Origin of the sequence: Acinetobacter sp. ESBL14, assembly GCF_036668815.1 — a bacterium.
GTDB classification, from domain to species: Bacteria; Pseudomonadota; Gammaproteobacteria; order Pseudomonadales; family Moraxellaceae; genus Acinetobacter; species Acinetobacter gyllenbergii.
In genome coordinates, this window is sequence record NZ_JAZEVS010000007.1 from 238,350 (window position 1) to 258,083 (window position 19,734).

A 19,734-nucleotide genomic window follows, 5' to 3' on the forward strand; every position below is an offset into this window, starting at 1 on the left:
TGTCGCTGTTCTGCACAAACTGTGCATCTTTAATCTAAATCAGAAATAATTATGCATAAACTGTGATGCACAAATTCCATATTGTAGTGATAGATGCTCAATATTTTGATGGATAGATGTCATCACTTTTGCACTTGAGACCCAGAGCTGAGGTCGGATCAGGCAAAACATCATGATTACAATGAATAGAAGGAACAAGGCATGCAACACTTGAATATGCAAAACCAATTTAAACTGATTATTAACGGTCAATCTTGTCTCGGTGAAGCAGGCGAACTTGAGATTATCAATCCTGCAACAGCTGCTGTTGCAGCAAAGTGTGCGCAGGCTTCGATTGCACAAGTGAATCAAGCGATTGCGGCGGCAAAGCAAGCTTTTGGAAGCTGGCAACACAGTTCTCATGAGGAGCGCAAAAGCATACTGAATAAGATTGCCGATGGGATTGAGCAACATGCTGAAACTTTGGCAGAGTTGATTGTACTTGAGCAAGGCAAACCATTGGCATTGGCACAAATGGAAGTGCAGGGTGCGATTGGCTGGACACGTTATACCGCAAGTTTAGACATGCCGATTGATATTATTGAAGATAGTGAACAGAAACGAATTGAACGTCATTATCAGCCTTTAGGTGTGGTGGCTTCGATTACGCCGTGGAACTGGCCGTTGATGATTGCGGTGTGGCATATCATGCCTGCCTTGCGTGCGGGCAATGTGGTGATTAATAAACCATCTGAATTTACCCCCTTAGCGACGTTAAAACTCTGTGAAATTATTCAACAAGAAGTGCCTGCGGGTGTGATTTCAATCTTAGTCGGTAAAGGCGACGTCGGTGAGGCATTATCGACTCACCCTGATATTGCCAAGGTGGTTTTTACAGGCTCGACCAAGACTGGTCAGCACATTATGTCGGGTGCGGTAAAAACTTTAAAACACTTGACCTTAGAGCTGGGTGGCAATGATGCGGGGATTGTTTTACCTGATGCTGATCTTGATCAAATAGCCAAGCGAATTTTTAACGTGGCATTTTTAAATGCTGGGCAAACCTGTGCTGCTTTAAAACGTTTATATGTGCACGAAAGCCAATATGACGCGCTAGCACAAAAACTGGCTGATATTGCCAATGCCCAAAATGTTGGAGATGGCATGGTAGCAGAGACTACTTTTGGGCCCGTACAAAACCAGATGCAATATCAAAAAGTAAAAGCCTTAATTGCCGATGCACTTGCACAAGGTGCCAAGGCGTTGTCAGGGGATCAGATTATACCTGAGCAAGGCTATTTTATTGCACCAACCATTTTAACTGGACTGGATGAAAGCTGCCGAGTGGTACAAGAGGAGCAGTTTGGCCCAGTGTTACCGATTCTAAAATATCGTGAGATTGATGATGCGATTGCACGCGCCAATGCCAGCGAATTTGGCTTAGGGGGTTCAATCTGGTCTTCTGATTTAAAAGCCGCACAGTTCTATGCATCGCAATTGCAATGCGGTACAGCATGGGTGAATACCCATGCAGAGATTGTTCCACATGCACCGTTTGGTGGCTGGAAAATGTCAGGCCTTGGTGCTGAGTTCGGTTTGGAGGGTTTGCTGGAAAATACAGTAGGACAAACTGTACATATCAATAAAATTTAAACCTTCATATTTTTAAGGCGGATCTAATATCCGCCTTTTTCTTTTTATGCATGGTGCTGCTTAAAACGAGGTTTATGTGGCTGGATGGTAGCTGTGACCCTTGGATTTGCTGAGAAAGTGATTCTGTTCTTTGATTTTTTTTAACACAATGTAAGATTTTATGTGACCAATAAAACCATAAGACAGTAGTCGCTCTGTGACGAATTGGGACAGCTGTTCCAGATTTTCTGCGACGACTTTTAAAATAAAATCAGCATCGCCGCTAATTGAAAAAGCATCTTGAATATTGTCCTCAGCTTCAATTAAGTCCTGAAAGGCTTGCTGTGACTTGGCCTCGTGAATGCGTAAGTTAATGTGAATCATTGCGGTGACCTCCAGGCCTAAAGCTTGTTGGTGGATGCGGGCGGCATAACCCAAGATCACGCCTTTTTGCTCCAGTAACTGTCGTCTTCTGGAACATTGTGAAGCTGATAAACCGATTAAATCTCCAACTTCCTGATTGGTGAGCCGTCCATTCTTTTGTAAGGCCTGAATGATTTGCCAGTCGAACTTATCCATTGCATAAAATCCTTTTATGATACACAAATATTGTATTTTTATTAAAATGCGTTTTTATTATGCACGAAATTTAACAGGTAGATGAAATATTATTTTTCTATGGAATAAAAAATTGACTTGAAAGGATGTAGAGCAATGTTCATAGAAATCGGTGATTTTTTAAATCTTCGTCTAAAACAAATGGGTATCCAACATCTGTTTGGTGTACCTGGTGATTTTAACCTTTCTTATCTCGAACAAGTTGAGGCAGATGCCCAACTCGAATTTATTGGTAATTGTAATGAATTAAATGCGGCTTATGCGGCTGACGGTTATGCACGGATCAACGGCTTTGCTGCTTTGACAACGACCTATGGGGTCGGTGATTTAAGTGCGATTAATGGCATTGCAGGTGCTTATGCTGAGAATGTACCAGTGGTGCATATTTCAGGGATTCCGCCTTTACATGTGGTGCAGAAAGGAACTCTGGTTCATCACACGCTGGTAGATGGTAACTACGACAACATCATGAACTGCATGAAAGAGTTCACTGTTGCACAGACCCGTCTAACCCCAGCCAATGCCGCCTCTGAAATTGACCGTGTGTTACGTCAATGTTTCCTTGAACGTCGACCTGTACATATCCAGTTGGCATCGGATATTACTCACGTCAAAATTGAAGTGACAGATCGTTCACTCGATTTATCTTATCCAAGGGTTGAGCCAGAGCTGTTGCAAAGCGCAGTCAGCAAACTGTGCGAAGTGATTGCACAAGCCAAACGACCAGCGTTGCTGATTGATAATGAAGCCTCTGTTTTTGGAGTGACATCGTTGCTCAGTGATTTGTCACAAAAATGTTCGATTCCCTTTGCCAGCATGCTGACGGCTAAGAATATTATGGATGAAGGTTCACCGCGCTATGTGGGCACTTATGTCGGTGGGGCGAGCCAAGTACATGTGCGCAATACCATTGAGCAATCAGACTGTCTGATTGGTGTCGGTGTGCGTTTTACCGATGTCGGAACAGGGGTGTTTACTCATCAAATCGCCACTGAGAACTATATTGAAATGAAACCGTATGGTTTGACGATTTTCGGTCAAGATTTTCCAGGGATTGAGATTGGACAACTCCTGGTTGAGTTGAATAAAAAAGTTGCACCACGGAAACTGAGTCAACCGATCATTGAGAAGCAAGCGCAACAAATAATCAATGCGCCTGAACAGCAAAAACTCAGTCAAGACATCCTTTGGAACTACGTTGAACGTTTTCTCAAAGAAGATGATGTGATTATCGGTGAAGTCGGGACTTCTAACTCAGCCTTGGCGGGGCTAAAACTACCGGCAACGGCAAAATATATTGCTCAACCGCTCTGGGGTTCAATTGGTTATACCTTACCTGCTTTATTAGGCAGTTTGTTGGCCGCACCTGAACGCCGTCAAATCCTATTTATTGGTGATGGTTCATTCCAGCTCACCGTACAGGAACTTTCGACTATTATCCGTCATGGTCTCAAGCCAATTATTTTCTTACTCAATAATGGGGGCTATACCATTGAACGTTTGATCATGGGCGAAAATGCGGCCTATAACGATGTTCAGGACTGGAAATATAGTGAGATTCCACAAGTATTCAATGGTAGCCAGGACTATAAAAGCTGTGTGGTAGAAACCGCAGGACAATTAAAAGTGGTCTTGGACAACACGCTTCAATTCGACGGATTGACCTTTATTGAGCTTAAACTCCCAGCCATGGATGCTCCAGCCAGCTTGAAAAAGTTTGCATCGGTGATTGCCCGTTTTGATTACGGCGACCGAGGCTATGAAATCTTAAAACAGCGTGCCCAAGTATCGCCGTGTAAAAAAGCGATTTCCTTCTGATCAGAAGGAAATAGGAAAATCTTCAACTTTAAAAATTGATAAGAGAGCGAATCAGATTCGGAGCTTCATGCTGAGCTTCGAATCATGCGCTGTATAAAAAGGTGTACAGGATGTGACACACACATTGGAGATAACATGATGGATGTAAACAATAAACATGAGTTAAAACAAGGATTGTCCAATCGGCATATCCAGCTGATTGCGCTTGGTGGTGCGATTGGTACAGGATTATTTTTGGGTCTGTCGCAAACCATTAAACTGGCAGGGCCCTCTATTTTATTGGGTTATGCGATTGCTGGTGTGATTGCTTTTTTAATTATGCGCCATTTAGGAGAAATGGTGGTTGAAGAACCTGTGAGTGGTTCATTTAGTTATTTTGCCAATAAATACTGGGGCCGTATGGCAGGCTTTATGTCGGGCTGGAATTATTGGGTGCTGTATGTGTTGGTCAGTATGGCTGAACTGAGCGCCATCGGGACCTTTATTCAATTTTGGTGGCCAGATGTGCCCACTTGGCTGACCGCCTTGGTGTTCTTTGTGTTGATTAATGCGATTAATCTGGTCAATGTGAGATTCTTTGGTGAATCTGAGTTTTTGTTTTCCTGCATTAAGATCGTCGCGATTTTAAGTATGATCGGTTTTGGTGCTTATTTATTGCTTTCTGGCTCTGCAGGTCCACAGGCGGGTATTGCCAATTTATGGCAACACGGTGGCTTTTTTCCACATGGCACGCATGGCTTTATTATGGCACTTGCAGTGATCATGTTTGCCTTTGGTGGGCTTGAACTGATCGGGATTGCCGCCGCAGAAACCAAAAATCCTGAAACCACCATTCCGAAAGCCGTCAATCAGATTGTGTACCGTATTTTGATTTTCTATATCGGTGCAATCGGGATTTTACTGTGTCTTTATCCATGGAATATGGTGGCAGAAGGGGGCAGTCCTTTTGTGTTGATCTTTCAGTCTTTGAACAGTAACGGCGTTGCCAATGTGCTCAATTTCGTGGTGTTGATTGCAGCAGTTTCTGTTTATAACAGTTGTATTTATTGTAATAGTCGCATGTTGCATGGTTTGGCCGAACAGGGTAATGCACCTGCGCTATTGAAAAAAGTGAATGCGCGTGGAATTCCTGTTGCTGCGGCGATTGTCTCTGCTTCGGTTACGGCGGTATGTGTGTTGGTCAACTACTTAATTCCGGGTGAGGCCTTTCAGTTATTCATGATGCTGGTGGTTGCGGCACTGGTGATTAACTGGTTAATGATTTCCGTCACCCATTTGAAATTTAATAAAGCAATGCGCCTGAAACAACATCAGACCAAATTTAAAAGTATCTGGAGTCCATGGAGTAATTATCTCACCATCAGCTTTGTCTGCTTTATTTTGATTATTATGGCGATGACCCCTGATATGCGTCTGGCTGTGATTCTCGGACCGATCTGGCTGGCGATTTTAGCGATGATGTATGTCTTTAAATATCGTAAAAAAATGCTGGTTCTGCCCGAAGCACAGTCCAATCTTTAAATAAAAAAGGCACAGCAATGTGCCTTTTTTATTACATCAATGCTGTATTGACCTAGAAGGGTGGAAATTTGTCCTGAACCAGATGGAGTTGAATTCCATGTTCTAAATAGGCTTTCAAACTATCCACGACCGTGGTAAAGCCACCTGTACTATCAATCACAAATTGCATCAGCTCATCGCCTTGTAAGGGGATATTATAATTTTGAATTCTGAGATAAGTTTGATTGTCATTGATCGCTTCAAAGATAAAATCCACCGTACTGGTTGGTTCACCCCACTGAATCTGAATCAATTCATTGGCAATGATTTTTGTCACCTGTACTTTTGCTGAAACTTGGTATTTTTCCCAAGTCCATTCAACGGTTTTTCCTTGTTCGAGTGACGCCGTTGCTGAACTAAACCAAAACTTTGAGGTGATTTCAGGATCAATAAATGCTTCAAAAACGCTATGGATTGGTTTACGAATCAGCATTTGTGTTTCAATGATGACAGGATTTAGCATTATATCTGTTCTTTTTGATAGGGAATTGTCATAAAACATATATAAACTGGCTGCGCTGCCCAAGATACTTTTTGTTAAGCAGAATCAGCAGCTGTTCTTTTTAAATCCATAAAATTCAATATTTAAACGTTATCTTTTTACACTAACCGAGTTTCGAGCTGCAAAAATAAAGCAGAACATGTGAATTTATGACGAATAATTTTCTAAAAATTGAGCTTAAGAAATGGCTATCACAAAAGCGTCATAAAGTTGTCACTTAATTGTCATATTATCTGCTCAAAATGCAGTTAACCAAAGTACAACACTTAACTTAAAAAGAGTTGTAAACCAAATTGCATAAATGAGAGAAAACAGAATGCGCTTAAATCCACGTCACATCGCAATTGCATTAGCTGTATCTGGGGCAACTGTAGCAACGACTGCAAATGCAGCTCGTGATACGATTCAAATTGCTGGTTCATCTACTGTATTACCGTTTGCAAGTATTGTTGCTGAAGAGTTTGGCAACACATTCCCACAGTTCAAAGCACCGGTTGTTGGTTCAGGTGGTACGGGCGGTGGTTTGAAACAATTCTGTCAAGGTGTAGGTGATAACACCATCGACATCGCAAATGCTTCACGTCAAATTAAAGACACAGAACTTGATGCATGTAAAAAATCTGGCGTAAACCAAGTACAAGAAATTAAAGTCGGTTATGACGGTATCGTATTTGCATCAAATGTTAAAAAAGCGGCATATAAATTAAAACCAGTACATGTATTCACTGCATTATCTGCACAGCTTCCTTCAAATGGTAAATTAGTTCCAAACCCATATACAACTTGGAACCAAATTGATAAATCATTACCAAATGAGCCGATCACTTTAGTTATTCCTGCTTCTAACCACGGTACGCGTGAAGTTTTCCAAGAGAAGATGGTTGATGCCGGTTGTGAAGCATTTGATTACTACAAAGCTTTAAGCAAAGATGATCAAAAGAAAGCATGTTCAACCTTCCGTAAAGATGGTCGTGTGATTGAAATTGCGGGTGACTATACTGAAACTCTAGCTCGCTTGAAAACGTCTCCAAATGCAGTCGGTGTATTTGGTCTAGGTTTCTATGATTCAAACCGTGATAAATTACGTGTAGCGACTGTAAATGGCGTGACGCCATCAGAGAAAACTGTACTCGATGGTAGCTACCTTGTTTCACGTCCATTGTTCTTCTACGTGAAAGGCGAGCACTTGAAATCAATCAAAGGCTTACCACAATTCACAGAATTCTTCTTAAACAAGAAAATTTCTGGTAAAGGTTCTAAATTAGAAAAAGCGGGCTTGATTCCTTTAAGCGACAAAGAGCGCGCAAAAATCCTAGCTGATTTCAAAGCGGGTAAATCAGTTAAGTAATATTGTTAAAAGGGAGGCTGGTGAGACGTTGGATCATCAGCCTTTTTGTCTAGCTAAGTTTTTTCAAATCATGAAAATTGAGAAAACAGTGGAGATTACATGAATCTGCTACTTATCGGTGTGTTATTAGCCCTTGTGGCAATTGCATATCAAATCGGGCTGAGCAAAAGCCGTAACCTAGCAGGTAAGGGAAATAACTCAGCAACACTACATTCTCGTCCAGGATATTATGGGGCGTTGGTTGCTTTGTGGTGTGGTATTCCTGCTTTTTTAATTTTGATTATTTGGAATTTGGTTGAACCAAGTATTTTACAACATATTATTTTCAATAATATTCCTGCATCTGTGAGTTCAACTTTAGATGCGGCAGGTCGTGATGTTTTAACCAGTCGAGTGCAAGCAATTGCTTCTGGTTTCGGGGTAACAGATCAGCCAGCAGCATATGAAGTTGCAGCAGCACAACAACTTGCTAAATTCCAGACCATTGGCTCATTTGCAAAACTTGCAGTGGTGATTAGTGCTGGACTTGCGGGTTTAGTTTGGGCAAAGCGTCATGTGAGCCAACAATTCCGTGCACGTAACCAAGTCGAAAAAACCATTAATGTTGCTTTGATCCTATGTTCTGGTGTCGCAATCTTGACAACAATCGGTATTGTTTTATCGATGTTAAAAGAGGCGTTACACTTTTTCCATTTTGTCAGTCCAGTTGACTTCTTCTTTGGTACCGAATGGAATCCAGGCTTTAGCACCTCAGGAAATGCAGAAGGTAGCTACGGCATCTTACCGCTGATTTGGGGGACCTTAATGGTCAGTGGTATTGCATTATTGGTTGCAGTACCAATTGGTTTGTTGGTTGCGATTTATTTGGCTGAATATGCATCGCCAAGGTTGCGTTCTTGGGCAAAACCAACGATTGAGGTTTTAGCAGGGATTCCAACCATCGTTTATGGTGTATTTGCCTTAATGGTGATTGGTCCATTCTTTAAAATTGTGGGTGAAAGTGTTGGTATCAACATTAATGCGACCAGTGCACTCACCGCAGGTTTTGTAATGGGGATTATGATTATCCCATTCGTTTCCTCATTATCTGATGACATTATTACTCAAGTGCCTCGTGCATTACGTGATGGTTCTTTGGGCCTAGGCGCAACGAAATCAGAAACGATTCGTCAAGTGGTTTTACCAGCTGCCTTACCAGGGATTACAGGTGCATTCTTGCTTGCAGTATCCCGTGCAGTGGGTGAGACCATGATTGTGGTGCTTGCAGCAGGGAACAGTCCATTGTTGCATGCCAATCCATTTGAAGCAGTTTCAACCGTAACCGTCACGATTGTGAAGCAATTAACGGGGGATACTGATTTTGCGAGCCCGCAAGCATTGGTGGCATTTGCCCTTGGTTTAACGCTGTTTGTGATTACTTTGGGTCTAAACATTATTGCACTGTACATCGTGCGTAAATATCGTGAGCAATACGAATGAGTTCATCAAATACATCTCCTCTGGATCCGAACCTATTGGATCCTCAAGTAGCTGCTGAACAACGTGAGCAGCGTAAAAGAAAGATCCAAAGTTCTTTGGCCAAGCGTCATCGTAAAGAAAAAACCTTTCGCTTTGCTGGGATTTCGGCGGTTGTGATCGCGCTGGCATTTGTTGCTTTACTATTTGGTAGCATTTTGGCCAAAGGTCTCCCAGCTTTTTGGCAAAGTAGTATTACCGTTCCGGTTTATTTTGATCCAGCGATCATCAATGTCGGTGCGAAGCCAAAACAAACAGCAGGTGAAACCCCAGCTCACTTTGAAGAGCGCATGGTCGCTTGGCAAACTGAAATGGGTATGGTGGATTGGGATGCCTTGATCGTAAATGGCATCGTTGCTAAAAACAAAGCATTAGAGTCTCAACGTGATTATCTAAGCAGTTTATATACCAGTTCTGAAGCATACCGTTTGCGTGATATGGTGCTTAAAAACCCTGCGCTGATTGGAAGCAAAGAAGAGATCAAATTCCTAGCCGATGCCAATATAGACGTGTGGTTAGCAGGGAATATTGACCGTAGTTTGCCAGATGATCAGCAGCAACTTGAACCTGAAGTACGTCAACTTGCAGATCAGTTAAAAGCGGAAGGAATTATTAAAAGTACCTTCAATACTAACTTGTTCTTTAGTCCAGACTCTCGTAGTTCACCTGCAACCAGTGGTTTAGCCGGCGCATTCATGGGGTCATTATTCATGATGATGATCGTGATTGTGATCTCGATTCCAATCGGTGTTGCCAGTGCAATTTATCTTGAAGAGTTTGCACCAAAAAATATGATGACGGACATTATTGAAGTCAACATTAACAACTTGGCTGCTGTTCCTTCGATTGTGTTTGGTTTGTTGGGTGCTGCAATTTTTATTGGTTGGATGCAGTTGCCATTATCAGCACCCTTAGTCGGTGGTTTGGTACTGAGTTTGATGACTTTGCCGACCGTGATTATTACCACACGTGCATCACTAAAAGCGGTTCCACCTTCGATTCGTCAAGCTGCTTTAGGTTTGGGTGCATCGAAAGTACAAACCATTTTCCATCATGTATTACCTTTGGCATTACCTGGCATTATGACAGGTGCGATCATTGGGGTTGCACATGCGCTGGGTGAAACTGCGCCATTGCTTTTAATCGGAATGAGCGCTTTCGTTGCAAGTGTGCCAACCACACCACTCGATCAAGCGACAGCATTGCCAGTACAAGTTTATTTGTGGCAAGGTAATGAATTACGTAACTTCTTCGAAGGGCGTACCGCAGCAGCGATTATTGTGTTACTGGCATTAATGATTGGTTTGAACAGCCTTGCTATTTGGCTCCGTAAGAAATTTGAAGTGCGTTGGTAATTGAGGAGAGTACAATGAATACGATTGATATTATGAACGCCGTAGAAAAGGATAAATCAGTGAATCCACAGCAAAAAGAATTTACCTCATCTGAAGCGCAAGTTCAGCAATCAAATACTGCATTTGTCTCTCAGTTTGAAACGGCTTCTTCAAATAAAAAGCCAAAAACCAGTGAAGTGAAAATCAGTACCAAAGATGTTCATGTTTACTATGGTGACTCTGAAGCGATTAAAGGCATTGATCTTGATGTTTACCAGAATGAAGTGATTGCATTCATTGGCCCATCAGGTTGTGGTAAATCGACATTCTTACGGACTTTAAACCGTATGAATGACACCATTGATAGTTGTCGTGTGACGGGTAAAGTGACTTTAGATAATCAAGATATCTACGATCCAAACCTTGATGTGGTTTTGCTGCGTGCACAAGTGGGCATGGTATTCCAAAAACCAAACCCATTCCCGAAATCAATTTTTGATAACGTTGCTTATGGTCCAAAATTACATGGTTTAGCACGTGATAAATATGACCTAGAAGAAATCGTGGAAAACAGTTTACGTAAAGCGGGTTTATGGGATGAAGTTAAAGATCGCTTGAGCCAACCTGGCACAGGTTTATCAGGTGGTCAGCAACAGCGTTTGTGTATTGCACGTACCATTGCAGTGAGCCCAGAAGTGATCTTGATGGATGAGCCATGTTCGGCACTGGATCCAATTGCGACCGCGAAAATTGAAGAATTGATTTCTGAATTGTCTGAACAATTCACCATTGCAATCGTTACCCACTCTATGCAACAAGCAGCGCGTGTATCAGACCGCACCGCTTACTTCCATCTGGGTGATTTGATTGAGGTGAACTCGACTGAGAAAGTGTTTACCCAGCCAGACCATCAGTTGACGGAAGCGTATATTACGGGTCGTTTTGGTTAATCCGTTTCATTACAAACAAAAGAGCCTTCGGGCTCTTTTTGTTTATATAAATGAAAATGAATCTATTTTGCAAAATCGCTATTGAATTTTTATTGAGCAGACCACATCTTAGAACAATAACGCCGAACTTATAGAGCACATACTTCATGTTATTCCATTTACCTAAGTTTCCTGCTGAAATTCGTATTAGTCATCTCAATGCGCGTGTGAATGAACAAAGAAAAAGAATTGCGCAAACTACCGCCTCTCGTTTTGAATTATTACAACTCGTTCAACAGCTTGCCAAAGAAGCTAAAATTCGCAAGAAGAACGATCAAAAAATTTATGTCCTTGACTTTAAAGGCGATGTTCAAGCGTCTGCAGTCGATACCATCCGTGAAGAAATTACCTTGATCTTAGCGACTGCTAAAGCAGGGCATGATCGTGTCGTCGTTCGTTTAGAAAGTCCTGGCGGAATGGTGCATGGTTATGGTTTGGCCGCTGCTCAATTGGTGCGTTTACGTGATGCAGGTTTTAATGTCACCATCTGTGTTGATAAAGTTGCTGCAAGTGGCGGCTATATGATGGCATGTATTGCCAATGAAATTATCTCTGCACCTTTTGCGGTGGTGGGTTCGATTGGTGTGGTTGCACAAGTACCGAACTTTAATCGTTTGCTCAAACAGCACAATGTTGATTTTGAGCTGTATACCGCAGGTGAATATAAACGTACCGTGACCATGTTTGGTGAAAATACGCCAGAAGGCAAGGCCAAGTTTGAAGAAGAGTTACAGCAAACCCACTCCTTATTTAAGCATTTTGTTGAGAAATATCGTCCACAACTTGATGTTGCTAAAGTTGCAACAGGCGAGCATTGGTATGGTGAAGATGCACGTGAATTGAACTTGGTAGATAAGCTACAAACTTCTGACGAATACCTATTAAGCTTGTTACCAAAACACGATATCTATGTGATTAATACCCGTAAACGCCCAACCTTTGGCGAAAAACTGGGATTGCAGGCAGCTCAAATGGCTGAAAGTTTGATTCCTACGGTCATGAATAAAATTACAGATAGTTTGGCAAAGGCAAATAGTACATTGGTACAAATGCGTGATCCGAAATTTTAATAATTTACACGCTATAAAGAGCATAAAAAACCAGCCTAAAGGGCTGGTTTTTTTATGTTTGATCTTGTAGATTTAGGGTGAAGTTCACCGCTAGATTTGAACATTTGGTGAATTAAACAAACATGACAAAACTATTTGATCGAATAGATTGTAGCAATAGCGATCATTTGATATTTTAACTGCAAGATGAATTACTTAATTATTCATTAACCGAAAAAGTATTTAAAAATATAATTGATAAGTGAGCATAATAATGACAAGAGTCGTCGTTTTTTCAAAGAAAAATTCGAATATTCTACAAGATGCGCAATTGAAAAGTGTGGTACTCGACCAGCCTTCGATCGTACAAATTGGTGTGAATCAAGCCGATATTAAATCCATGATCAAACAAGGTAATGATCTTGTCATTACACTAAAAAACGGTGAAAAAATTATTGTCAGTGATTTTTATAGTGCTGAAAACTTAACAGAGCATAGCCTTGCAGTTGCGAAAGATGATGGGACTTATGCGGTCGCAGAATTTGATGATTCTGGAAAATTTGTTCGTTATACCCCAGCGACATCACTGACGCAATTTGCATATACGGATGCAGTGACACCAGCTCCTCAACCTCAGAATGTGGATCAGGATTCGGCGATTAGTAAGTCACAACTCTTAAAAGTAGGTTTGGCTGCTTTAGTGGCAGAAGGTGTGTATCTATTAGCGGTAAAAGATGATGATGACGATAAAAATAAAAGTAGTAACCAACCGATTGATATAACACCACCAGCGACACCAACTGCGAGTTTAGGTACAGATACACAAACGATTACGGGTAAAACCGAAGCGAAAGCCAAAATTGAAATTAAAGATGCTGCTGGGAAAGTGATTGCAACGACTCAAGCTGATGCCGAAGGAAATTACACGGTTAAGTTGGATCAACCTTTGGTGAATGGCGGCAAGGTCAGCGTGACTGCAATTGATGGTTCGGGGAATACTTCTAAAGCCACTGTTGTGACAGGAAATAAAGATACCATTGCACCCGATGCTCCGACGGCACAACTGAATGCAGATGGAACCATTGTTACAGGTAAGGCCGAAGCCAATGCTAAAGTTTCCATTTATGATGCAAATGGCACGCTATTGGGTAGCGTGATTGCAAATAAAGCAGGACTGTATTCCATTAAAGTTTCACCGGCTTTAACCAGTGAAAAAGGCGGGACGGTTGTCGCTGAAGATGCAGCCGAAAATAAATCTACACCGACTAAAGTGATTGCTGGAAAAGATACGGTGCCGCCTGATCAACCTTTTGTGGATGTCAACAAGGAAGGTTCATCTATTCAAGGTCGAGCAGAAGCAAATAGTAAAGTACAAATCAAAGATGCGGATGGGAAAACCATTGGTACTGGAACCACAGATGCACAAGGCAAATTCCAGATTACGCTTTCACCTGCTTTAGCTACAGACAAAAAAGCAACTATTATTGTTGAAGATGCTGCAGGCAACCAATCTAAGCCACTTGAGATTACTGCTGGAAAAGACACCATTGCACCCGATAAAGCCGTTGCTGAAATCAATGCAGCAGGTGATTCAGTGACGGGTACAGCGGAAGCAAATAGTAAAATTGAAATTAGAAGTGCGGATGGGAAAACACTGTTTGGTTCAGGTACTGTTGGTGCGGATGGAAAATTTAGCATTACCTTATCATCGGCTTTAACCGATAAAAATGTAGGGAAAGTTTATATCATTGATGCAGCTGGGAACCGTTCCGATGCAGTCGATGTGGTAGGGACAAAAGATACCATTGCGCCGAATAAGCCGATTTTGCAAACCGTGATGGATGATGTGGGTGCTGTAAAAGGTGCAATCGCGGCGGGAGGGGATACTGATGACAGCAAACCGACTTTGGCTGGTGTAGGTGAAGCAAAAACAGTTTTGACGATTTATGACAATGGTCAACCGATAGGTACGGTAACAGTGGGAGATAATGGAAGGTGGAGTTTTGAAGTTAAGCAGGATTTAAGTGTGGGGCCACATAAAATCACCTTAACCTTGACTGATGCAGCAGGCAATATTAGTGAAGCGAGTGATGCATTTAGTTTTAATGTGGTTGCACCTGTAGTGAAAGCCTCTTTGGCCGATGCGATTGATTTGGGTGCTTTACAAACCCAACACGCTGAACCTGTTTCCGAATCAAACAATATTGAGAAACTGAGTCTAAATACCTTATTGTCTTCTTCTGAGCCCGTATCAAATCAGTTGGATGGGGTTTTGAACCAATTGCTGATAGGACAAAATCCAACTCCTGCAACCAGTCATTCTGGAAATGCTGATTTAACCCATCTTGATTATGCAGCAAGTTTAAAAGCTGATCCTTTAGACCAGCTTACTGTATTGCAACATTCGATTATTTAAACTGTATTTATATTTTGAGAGCGTCTATTTTTAAGTAGGCGTTTTTTCTTTGAGGAGTTGAGTGATTCCAATCAAGATAGCTCCGACGGTTGCAAGGAACATATCTTTATGTGCATCCCAGATATCACCTTGCTGGCCATTATAGTTTTCGGCATCTTCAGGGGATAAACCAATCGCGATCCACCATTCAATTAATTCATAAAACATGCTCGATGCCATGACAAATTGAATCACCAGCAGAAATAGGGTCAAAGGTTTGGCAGTCGGTAACCAAACTTGAAAACAGCGATAGAAAAATGGATAGAGCAATAGACCATAAGCAAAATGCACCAGTCGGTCATACATATTACGCGACCAACCCATGGTTTGATTTAAGTCAAAGTGGAAAAGGTTTTCAATCCACTCATTATAAGGCACATAAGAGTAGAGGTAGTGTGCCCCTAAAATATGAATCAGAAGAAAGCCAAGATAAAGACAAAAACTATAAAAACTAATGCCAATCTTTTTCAGCGTGACAATGAGGGCAATCAGCATCAAAACGGTACCCGCTTGGTGTAGCAAATAAGCCTCAAACTCAAGCGGTTGGATGCTTGCGATTGCCACCACCAGCAGCACTATCGCAAGCGCAATATAATGTTTTAAACTCAGTTGTTGTTCGATCATACTGTATCCTAAATACAGTCAGGCAAGTTTTATTGCTCTTACTCTGTCGTTTTTACAGCGATTGTTTCTTTGGCTGTAGAAACGCCACCGAGTGCCTGACATGCTTGTTTATATAATTGATATTTTTGTTGTACAACTTCATCGAGCGGAATGTCAAAGAGATCTTCACCATTTTTATATTGTTCAATATATGATGCTGCTTTGTCTTTATTGGCAGCCAGTGATTGTTGATAAAAATTTGAAATAGAAGAGGTTGCTAACTCACTGGATTCAATGTTATGACACTGAAAACCTTGTAAGAGTTTCTCAGCGCGTTTTAGTTCGCTAGATTTTCCAAAAATACAACCTGATAAGCTCACGGTGGCAATGAGCAGGAACAAAAGCTTCATGATCGATAGAGTAGAATTTTAAAGGTGCTATTATTGTATATAAGGTGAATTTTATAAATTAATTATTTATGTCTAACACGATAAAATTTAATCTTTTTTTACTTTGCACATCTGATTGCACAAAAATTAAATAGACGGGATTTAAAATGAAAATAAGAAAAGCGCAACGGCGAGATGTTGATGCCTGTGTACCTTTAATTTATAGCGCAGCGGTTTCGTTGTTTGATTATATTTATCAACATAAGCAGATCAGTGCAGAACAATTCATTCATCGTGAGTTCCTTTCAGGACAAGGTTATACCAGTTATCAGTTGCATTGGGTGGTCGAGCATCATGAGAAGGTGGTTGCAACAATTGCCTGTTATGGCAAAAAGGATTTACTGAGTATGGATCAGGGTAGCCTTAAAAATATCTGGGCCATTTATAGACTTGGATTTCCTTGTGTTTTGTCTCGAGCCTTACAGGCAGGTTCAGTTGTAACTAAGCCCAGTGACTCATGTTTGCATATTGCTAATTTTGGTGTTCATCCTAATTACCAAGGTCAAGGCATAGGCTCTTTATTGCTACAACATCTGAAATGTTTAGCTCAACAACAAGGGTTCACTGCATTATCTTTAGATGTTTCACAGAAAAATCCAAATGGGCAGCGTCTATATGAGCGGATTGGTTTTAGCGTTGTAAAAGAAACTAAGTTTAAAGGTGCTAATAACAGTGTTATTCCAAATGGTCGTCGAATGGAATGGTGGTTCTAAATTTAAGCGGGTGGAATGAAGATAAAATATTCAATCGGTTGATATAAAATGATTTTTAGCGTTATGCTAAATAAGGCGTCATCAACACATCTTGTTATGCGAATTCAGTGCATTTTCTTATTCTGTTTTTTAATAGGTCTCTCTGCTGGGGCTTATGCGGATGACTATGATTTTTTTGTAGCGCCGAGCGAAGATACCGAACAGATGTTTGATGCTGCTTATCCTGAAATGAAAACAGCATATTCGGTTTTGCATAACCAATTTTTTCAAAATGAGCGTTGGCGTGTCTATAATTATACGGCTTATCAAACTAATCAGTTTAACCATAAGATGTTAACAGGTGACACCACTAGCTTGTCACTGGATGATTTTTCGATTTCAGTCGGTTATGGCATGATGTATCAGTTGAACCAGACCAATCGAATTGGCTATGAATATCTTTCCAGCTTTCCCTTTGACCGAGGGCAATTGATACGATTCTTCTGGTTACGGATTTTTTAACTGACCTTTTGATATAGCCCTGCTCTGACCATACCGGCTTTGGTTTCTTTAATTTTCTGCCAAGTCAGGGGAAGGGTGAGTTGAGATAAATCTCGATCTGCTTCTACATAAATATAAGCGTGGTTTGCAATCATTGGGTCAGCAAGTTCTGCTAACTCTTGCCATAAATCCAGACTATAAGGTGGATCAAGAAACACCACATCAAAATTTGAGTTTAATTTTTTTAAAGCCTGTTGTGCCGTTGCAACATGCAGTTGGCAATTTTCTGCTTTTAACAGTTGAATATTGTCTTTTAAGATTTTGGCTTGTATTGGATTTGGTTCAATCATCACGACTTTAGCAGCTCCACGAGAAAGCGCTTCAAATCCTAATGCACCTGAGCCGCTACACAGGTCTAAAACCTGCGCATTTTGAATGTCCCACATTAACCAATTGAACAAGGTTTCACGGACACGATCTGGTGTTGGACGTAAACCATCAATACTGGCAAAGGGTAAAGTACGGCGTTTCCAGTTACCACCGATGATACGCAATTGATTTTTCATTATTCAGTTACTCCATCAGTAGGTTGAGCAGCTGTTGCTGGCGCGACAGGTGTAGACGCTGGAGTGGATGAAGCGACGGGTGTTGATGCCGCTTGGCTATTTTGTGTTGTTGTGGTTGCAACACTGCTGCTTGGCAGTTCGCCAGGTTTAATGCCTGCTGTCATTAAGCCACCACTGACTTGATGGCTGGCTGGGCGGAGTGGATTCTTTTTACGGGTCACTAGCCAATAATCAAATATTGGACGCGCTAACTGCGCCGCAGAACCACCATGTTTACCATTTTCCCAAACCACAGCAATCGCAATTTCTGGATTATCGGCAGGCGCAAAACCAACGAATAAACCATGGTCCCATTGTCGAGATGAAAGCGCAGCTTCGTTATAGCGTTTACCTTGGGCAATACTTTTAACTTGGGCTGTCCCTGTTTTACCTGCGATTGAATATTGCAAACCACCTTTAATACCACGACCTGTACCTGACTGAATGACATCCACCATTGCATCGTGCATGTTTTTCCAATCTTGTTCGGTGCCATTGAAGTTAATTTTGCCATCGGGTGCATTGTGGACGCTAAATTTTTTGGCGCCTTTGGTCTCTCTTAATACATGGGGCGTGACATGTGAACCTTTATTCGCAGTAATTGCAGTTGCCATCGCAAGTTGTAACGGAGTAGAGGTAAAAGCGCCTTGTCCGATACTGACTGAAATCGTTTCACCTTTTAGCCATTTGGATTTGCGGGTACGCATTTTCCATTCTGGGCTCGGATACAGGCCAGAACTTTCACTTGGTAAATCGACCCCAGTTTTTTCACCAAAGCCAAATTGACGCATCCAGTCATTCATTTTCTCAATGCCCATGCGATAGGACAGGACATAAAAATAAGTATCGCAAGATACAATTTGAGCTTTATGCATGTTCACAGAACCATGACCACTTTTTTTATGGTCACGGAAGCGGTGGCTGTCACCAGGCAATGAAAAATAGCCTGGATCGGAAATTGCAGTGTTCCAATCGACCAGACCATAATGAATACCGCCTAAACCAAACATGGGTTTGATGGTTGAACCGGGTGGATAAGCCCCCTGAACTGCACGGTTATAGAGCGGTTGATCGAGGTTATCACGCAGCCCACTGTAGTCTTTAGAGCTAATCCCAGTCACGAAGAGGTTTGGATTAAAACTTGGACTCGAGACTAATGCTAGAATTTCACCTGTACGTGGGTCCATTGCGACAATTGCACCGCGACGATCTGCCAATTGTTTTGCTGCAATAGTTTGCAGACCATAATCAAGTGATAAATAAAGATCATTACCTCGTGCTGGGTTTTGGCGACCTAAATTACGCAGTACATTACCATGTGCATCTGCCTCGACAGATTCATAGCCAGGCGTCCCATGCAACAGCTCTTCATAACTTTTTTCGACCCCAATTTTACCAATCAGGTTGGTTCCCGCATATAGATCCTTATCAATTGATTTGAGTTCTTTATCATTGATACGACCGACATAGCCAATCACATGTGCAAACAATTCACCATGTGGATAATAGCGGGTCATTTGAGTTTCAATTTTGACTCCAGGGAAGGCATATTTCACTTCACTGAATTTGGCAATGTCGGCTTCAGTCAAATTCAACTTAATTGCAAGGCGTTCGGTTTTACGTGCAGTTTTCACACGGCTTTTAAAGCGGTCAACATCTTCTTGGGTCAAGCCTAGAATTGGAATCAGACGGCTGATAGTGTCATCAATATCACTGACATCGGCACGACTCAGTGTTGCGGTGAACACAGGGTAGTTATCTGCCAACAGTACGCCGTTACGATCGTAGATATAGCCACGTGCGGGTGCTAAGGGTTGTAAACGAATTCGGTTCTTGTCTGAGGCTGTTGTAAAGTCATCGTAATGAACAATCTGTAAATATGCATAACGACAGATCAATAAAAGTAGAAAAATCGCCACGACAAAGATTGCAAAAAAGATACGACCCTTATAAATGCGCTTTTCTTGTTGCATATTTTTTAAAGGAAAGTGCTGTTTCATAGGGTGTCGACTTAATTACAAAATGGAGAGAATACAAAGGCTACGCATTTTAACGTAAGTTGCATGAACATACTGTAGAATTTTC

17 protein-coding genes are annotated in these 19,734 nt (G+C 41.5%); 11 read left to right on the plus strand and 6 right to left on the minus strand.

Annotated features, from left to right (window positions below; translation table 11 throughout):
• Nucleotides 1-201 precede the first annotated feature (201 nt).
• On the plus strand, nucleotides 202-1,632 hold the full coding sequence (locus V6E90_RS19190) for an aldehyde dehydrogenase family protein (protein WP_332606213.1): 1,431 nt from the start codon (nucleotides 202-204) through the stop codon (nucleotides 1,630-1,632).
• Nucleotides 1,633-1,704: 72 nt separating this feature from the next.
• Here V6E90_RS19190 and V6E90_RS19195 read toward each other — a convergent pair whose 3' ends face one another.
• On the minus strand, nucleotides 1,705-2,190 hold the full coding sequence (locus V6E90_RS19195) for an Lrp/AsnC family transcriptional regulator (RefSeq protein ID WP_004652123.1): 486 nt from the start codon (nucleotides 2,188-2,190) through the stop codon (nucleotides 1,705-1,707).
• 135 nt (nucleotides 2,191-2,325) lie between these two features.
• Between V6E90_RS19195 and V6E90_RS19200 the strand changes: the two genes are divergently transcribed.
• The gene (locus V6E90_RS19200; protein WP_332606214.1) at nucleotides 2,326-4,047 is read left to right on the plus strand and encodes an alpha-keto acid decarboxylase family protein; all 1,722 of its coding nucleotides are present in this window, start codon (nucleotides 2,326-2,328) and stop codon (nucleotides 4,045-4,047) included.
• Nucleotides 4,048-4,185: 138 nt separating this feature from the next.
• Complete coding sequence (locus V6E90_RS19205) at nucleotides 4,186-5,568, plus strand: amino acid permease (protein WP_332606228.1); 1,383 nt, start codon at nucleotides 4,186-4,188, stop codon at nucleotides 5,566-5,568.
• A 52-nt stretch (nucleotides 5,569-5,620) separates the two neighbouring features.
• On the opposite strand, the gene V6E90_RS19210 is transcribed toward V6E90_RS19205, so the two are convergent.
• Nucleotides 5,621-6,070 carry an SRPBCC family protein gene (locus V6E90_RS19210; RefSeq protein ID WP_016541298.1) on the minus strand — a complete coding sequence of 150 codons (450 nt, stop codon included), beginning with the start codon at nucleotides 6,068-6,070 and terminating at the stop codon, nucleotides 5,621-5,623.
• Between the two features lie 355 nt (nucleotides 6,071-6,425).
• On the opposite strand from V6E90_RS19210, the gene V6E90_RS19215 reads away from it, so the two are divergent.
• From V6E90_RS19215 to blp2, 6 genes are all read left to right on the plus strand, one after another.
• Nucleotides 6,426-7,457 carry a substrate-binding domain-containing protein gene (locus V6E90_RS19215; protein ID WP_065343369.1) on the plus strand — a complete coding sequence of 344 codons (1,032 nt, stop codon included), beginning with the start codon at nucleotides 6,426-6,428 and terminating at the stop codon, nucleotides 7,455-7,457.
• Between the two features lie 99 nt (nucleotides 7,458-7,556).
• Entirely contained in the window at nucleotides 7,557-8,936 is a 1,380-nt protein-coding gene (gene pstC / locus V6E90_RS19220; protein ID WP_332606215.1) for a phosphate ABC transporter permease subunit PstC, read from the plus strand.
• Nucleotides 8,933-10,327, plus strand: coding sequence for a phosphate ABC transporter permease PstA (gene pstA, locus V6E90_RS19225; RefSeq protein WP_004652129.1), 1,395 nt, complete (start codon nucleotides 8,933-8,935; stop codon nucleotides 10,325-10,327). Before pstC ends, pstA begins: the two co-directional genes overlap by 4 nt.
• A gap of 14 nt (nucleotides 10,328-10,341) precedes the next feature.
• Entirely contained in the window at nucleotides 10,342-11,256 is a 915-nt protein-coding gene (gene pstB, locus V6E90_RS19230; RefSeq protein ID WP_016541302.1) for a phosphate ABC transporter ATP-binding protein PstB, read from the plus strand.
• A gap of 146 nt (nucleotides 11,257-11,402) precedes the next feature.
• The gene (gene sohB, locus V6E90_RS19235; RefSeq protein WP_023271504.1) at nucleotides 11,403-12,365 is read left to right on the plus strand and encodes a protease SohB; all 963 of its coding nucleotides are present in this window, start codon (nucleotides 11,403-11,405) and stop codon (nucleotides 12,363-12,365) included.
• A gap of 253 nt (nucleotides 12,366-12,618) precedes the next feature.
• A complete protein-coding gene (gene blp2, locus V6E90_RS19240) occupies nucleotides 12,619-14,760 on the plus strand; it encodes an Ig-like repeat protein Blp2 (RefSeq protein ID WP_332606216.1) in 2,142 nt (713 codons plus the stop codon).
• A 30-nt stretch (nucleotides 14,761-14,790) separates the two neighbouring features.
• Here blp2 and V6E90_RS19245 read toward each other — a convergent pair whose 3' ends face one another.
• Nucleotides 14,791-15,423: a DUF2238 domain-containing protein gene (locus V6E90_RS19245; protein ID WP_016541305.1), complete on the minus strand. Its 633-nt coding sequence runs from the start codon at nucleotides 15,421-15,423 to the stop codon at nucleotides 14,791-14,793.
• A gap of 38 nt (nucleotides 15,424-15,461) precedes the next feature.
• The gene (locus tag V6E90_RS19250) at nucleotides 15,462-15,812 is read right to left on the minus strand and encodes a hypothetical protein (RefSeq protein WP_016541306.1); all 351 of its coding nucleotides are present in this window, start codon (nucleotides 15,810-15,812) and stop codon (nucleotides 15,462-15,464) included.
• A 146-nt stretch (nucleotides 15,813-15,958) separates the two neighbouring features.
• Here V6E90_RS19250 and V6E90_RS19255 point away from each other — a divergent pair, with 146 nt between their 5' ends.
• Both V6E90_RS19255 and V6E90_RS19260 read left to right on the plus strand, forming a co-directional pair.
• Nucleotides 15,959-16,564: a GNAT family N-acetyltransferase gene (locus V6E90_RS19255; protein ID WP_332606217.1), complete on the plus strand. Its 606-nt coding sequence runs from the start codon at nucleotides 15,959-15,961 to the stop codon at nucleotides 16,562-16,564.
• Between the two features lie 96 nt (nucleotides 16,565-16,660).
• Nucleotides 16,661-17,065: a hypothetical protein gene (locus V6E90_RS19260; protein WP_081408999.1), complete on the plus strand. Its 405-nt coding sequence runs from the start codon at nucleotides 16,661-16,663 to the stop codon at nucleotides 17,063-17,065.
• Here V6E90_RS19260 and rsmD read toward each other — a convergent pair.
• Nucleotides 17,062-17,610: a 16S rRNA (guanine(966)-N(2))-methyltransferase RsmD gene (gene rsmD / locus V6E90_RS19265; RefSeq protein ID WP_016541309.1), complete on the minus strand. Its 549-nt coding sequence runs from the start codon at nucleotides 17,608-17,610 to the stop codon at nucleotides 17,062-17,064. The two genes, V6E90_RS19260 and rsmD, sit on opposite strands and share 4 nt — an antisense overlap.
• Complete coding sequence (gene mrdA, locus V6E90_RS19270; RefSeq protein ID WP_016541310.1) at nucleotides 17,610-19,649, minus strand: penicillin-binding protein 2; 2,040 nt, start codon at nucleotides 19,647-19,649, stop codon at nucleotides 17,610-17,612. Before mrdA ends, rsmD begins: the two co-directional genes overlap by 1 nt.
• Between the last annotated feature and the right edge of the window lie 85 nt (nucleotides 19,650-19,734).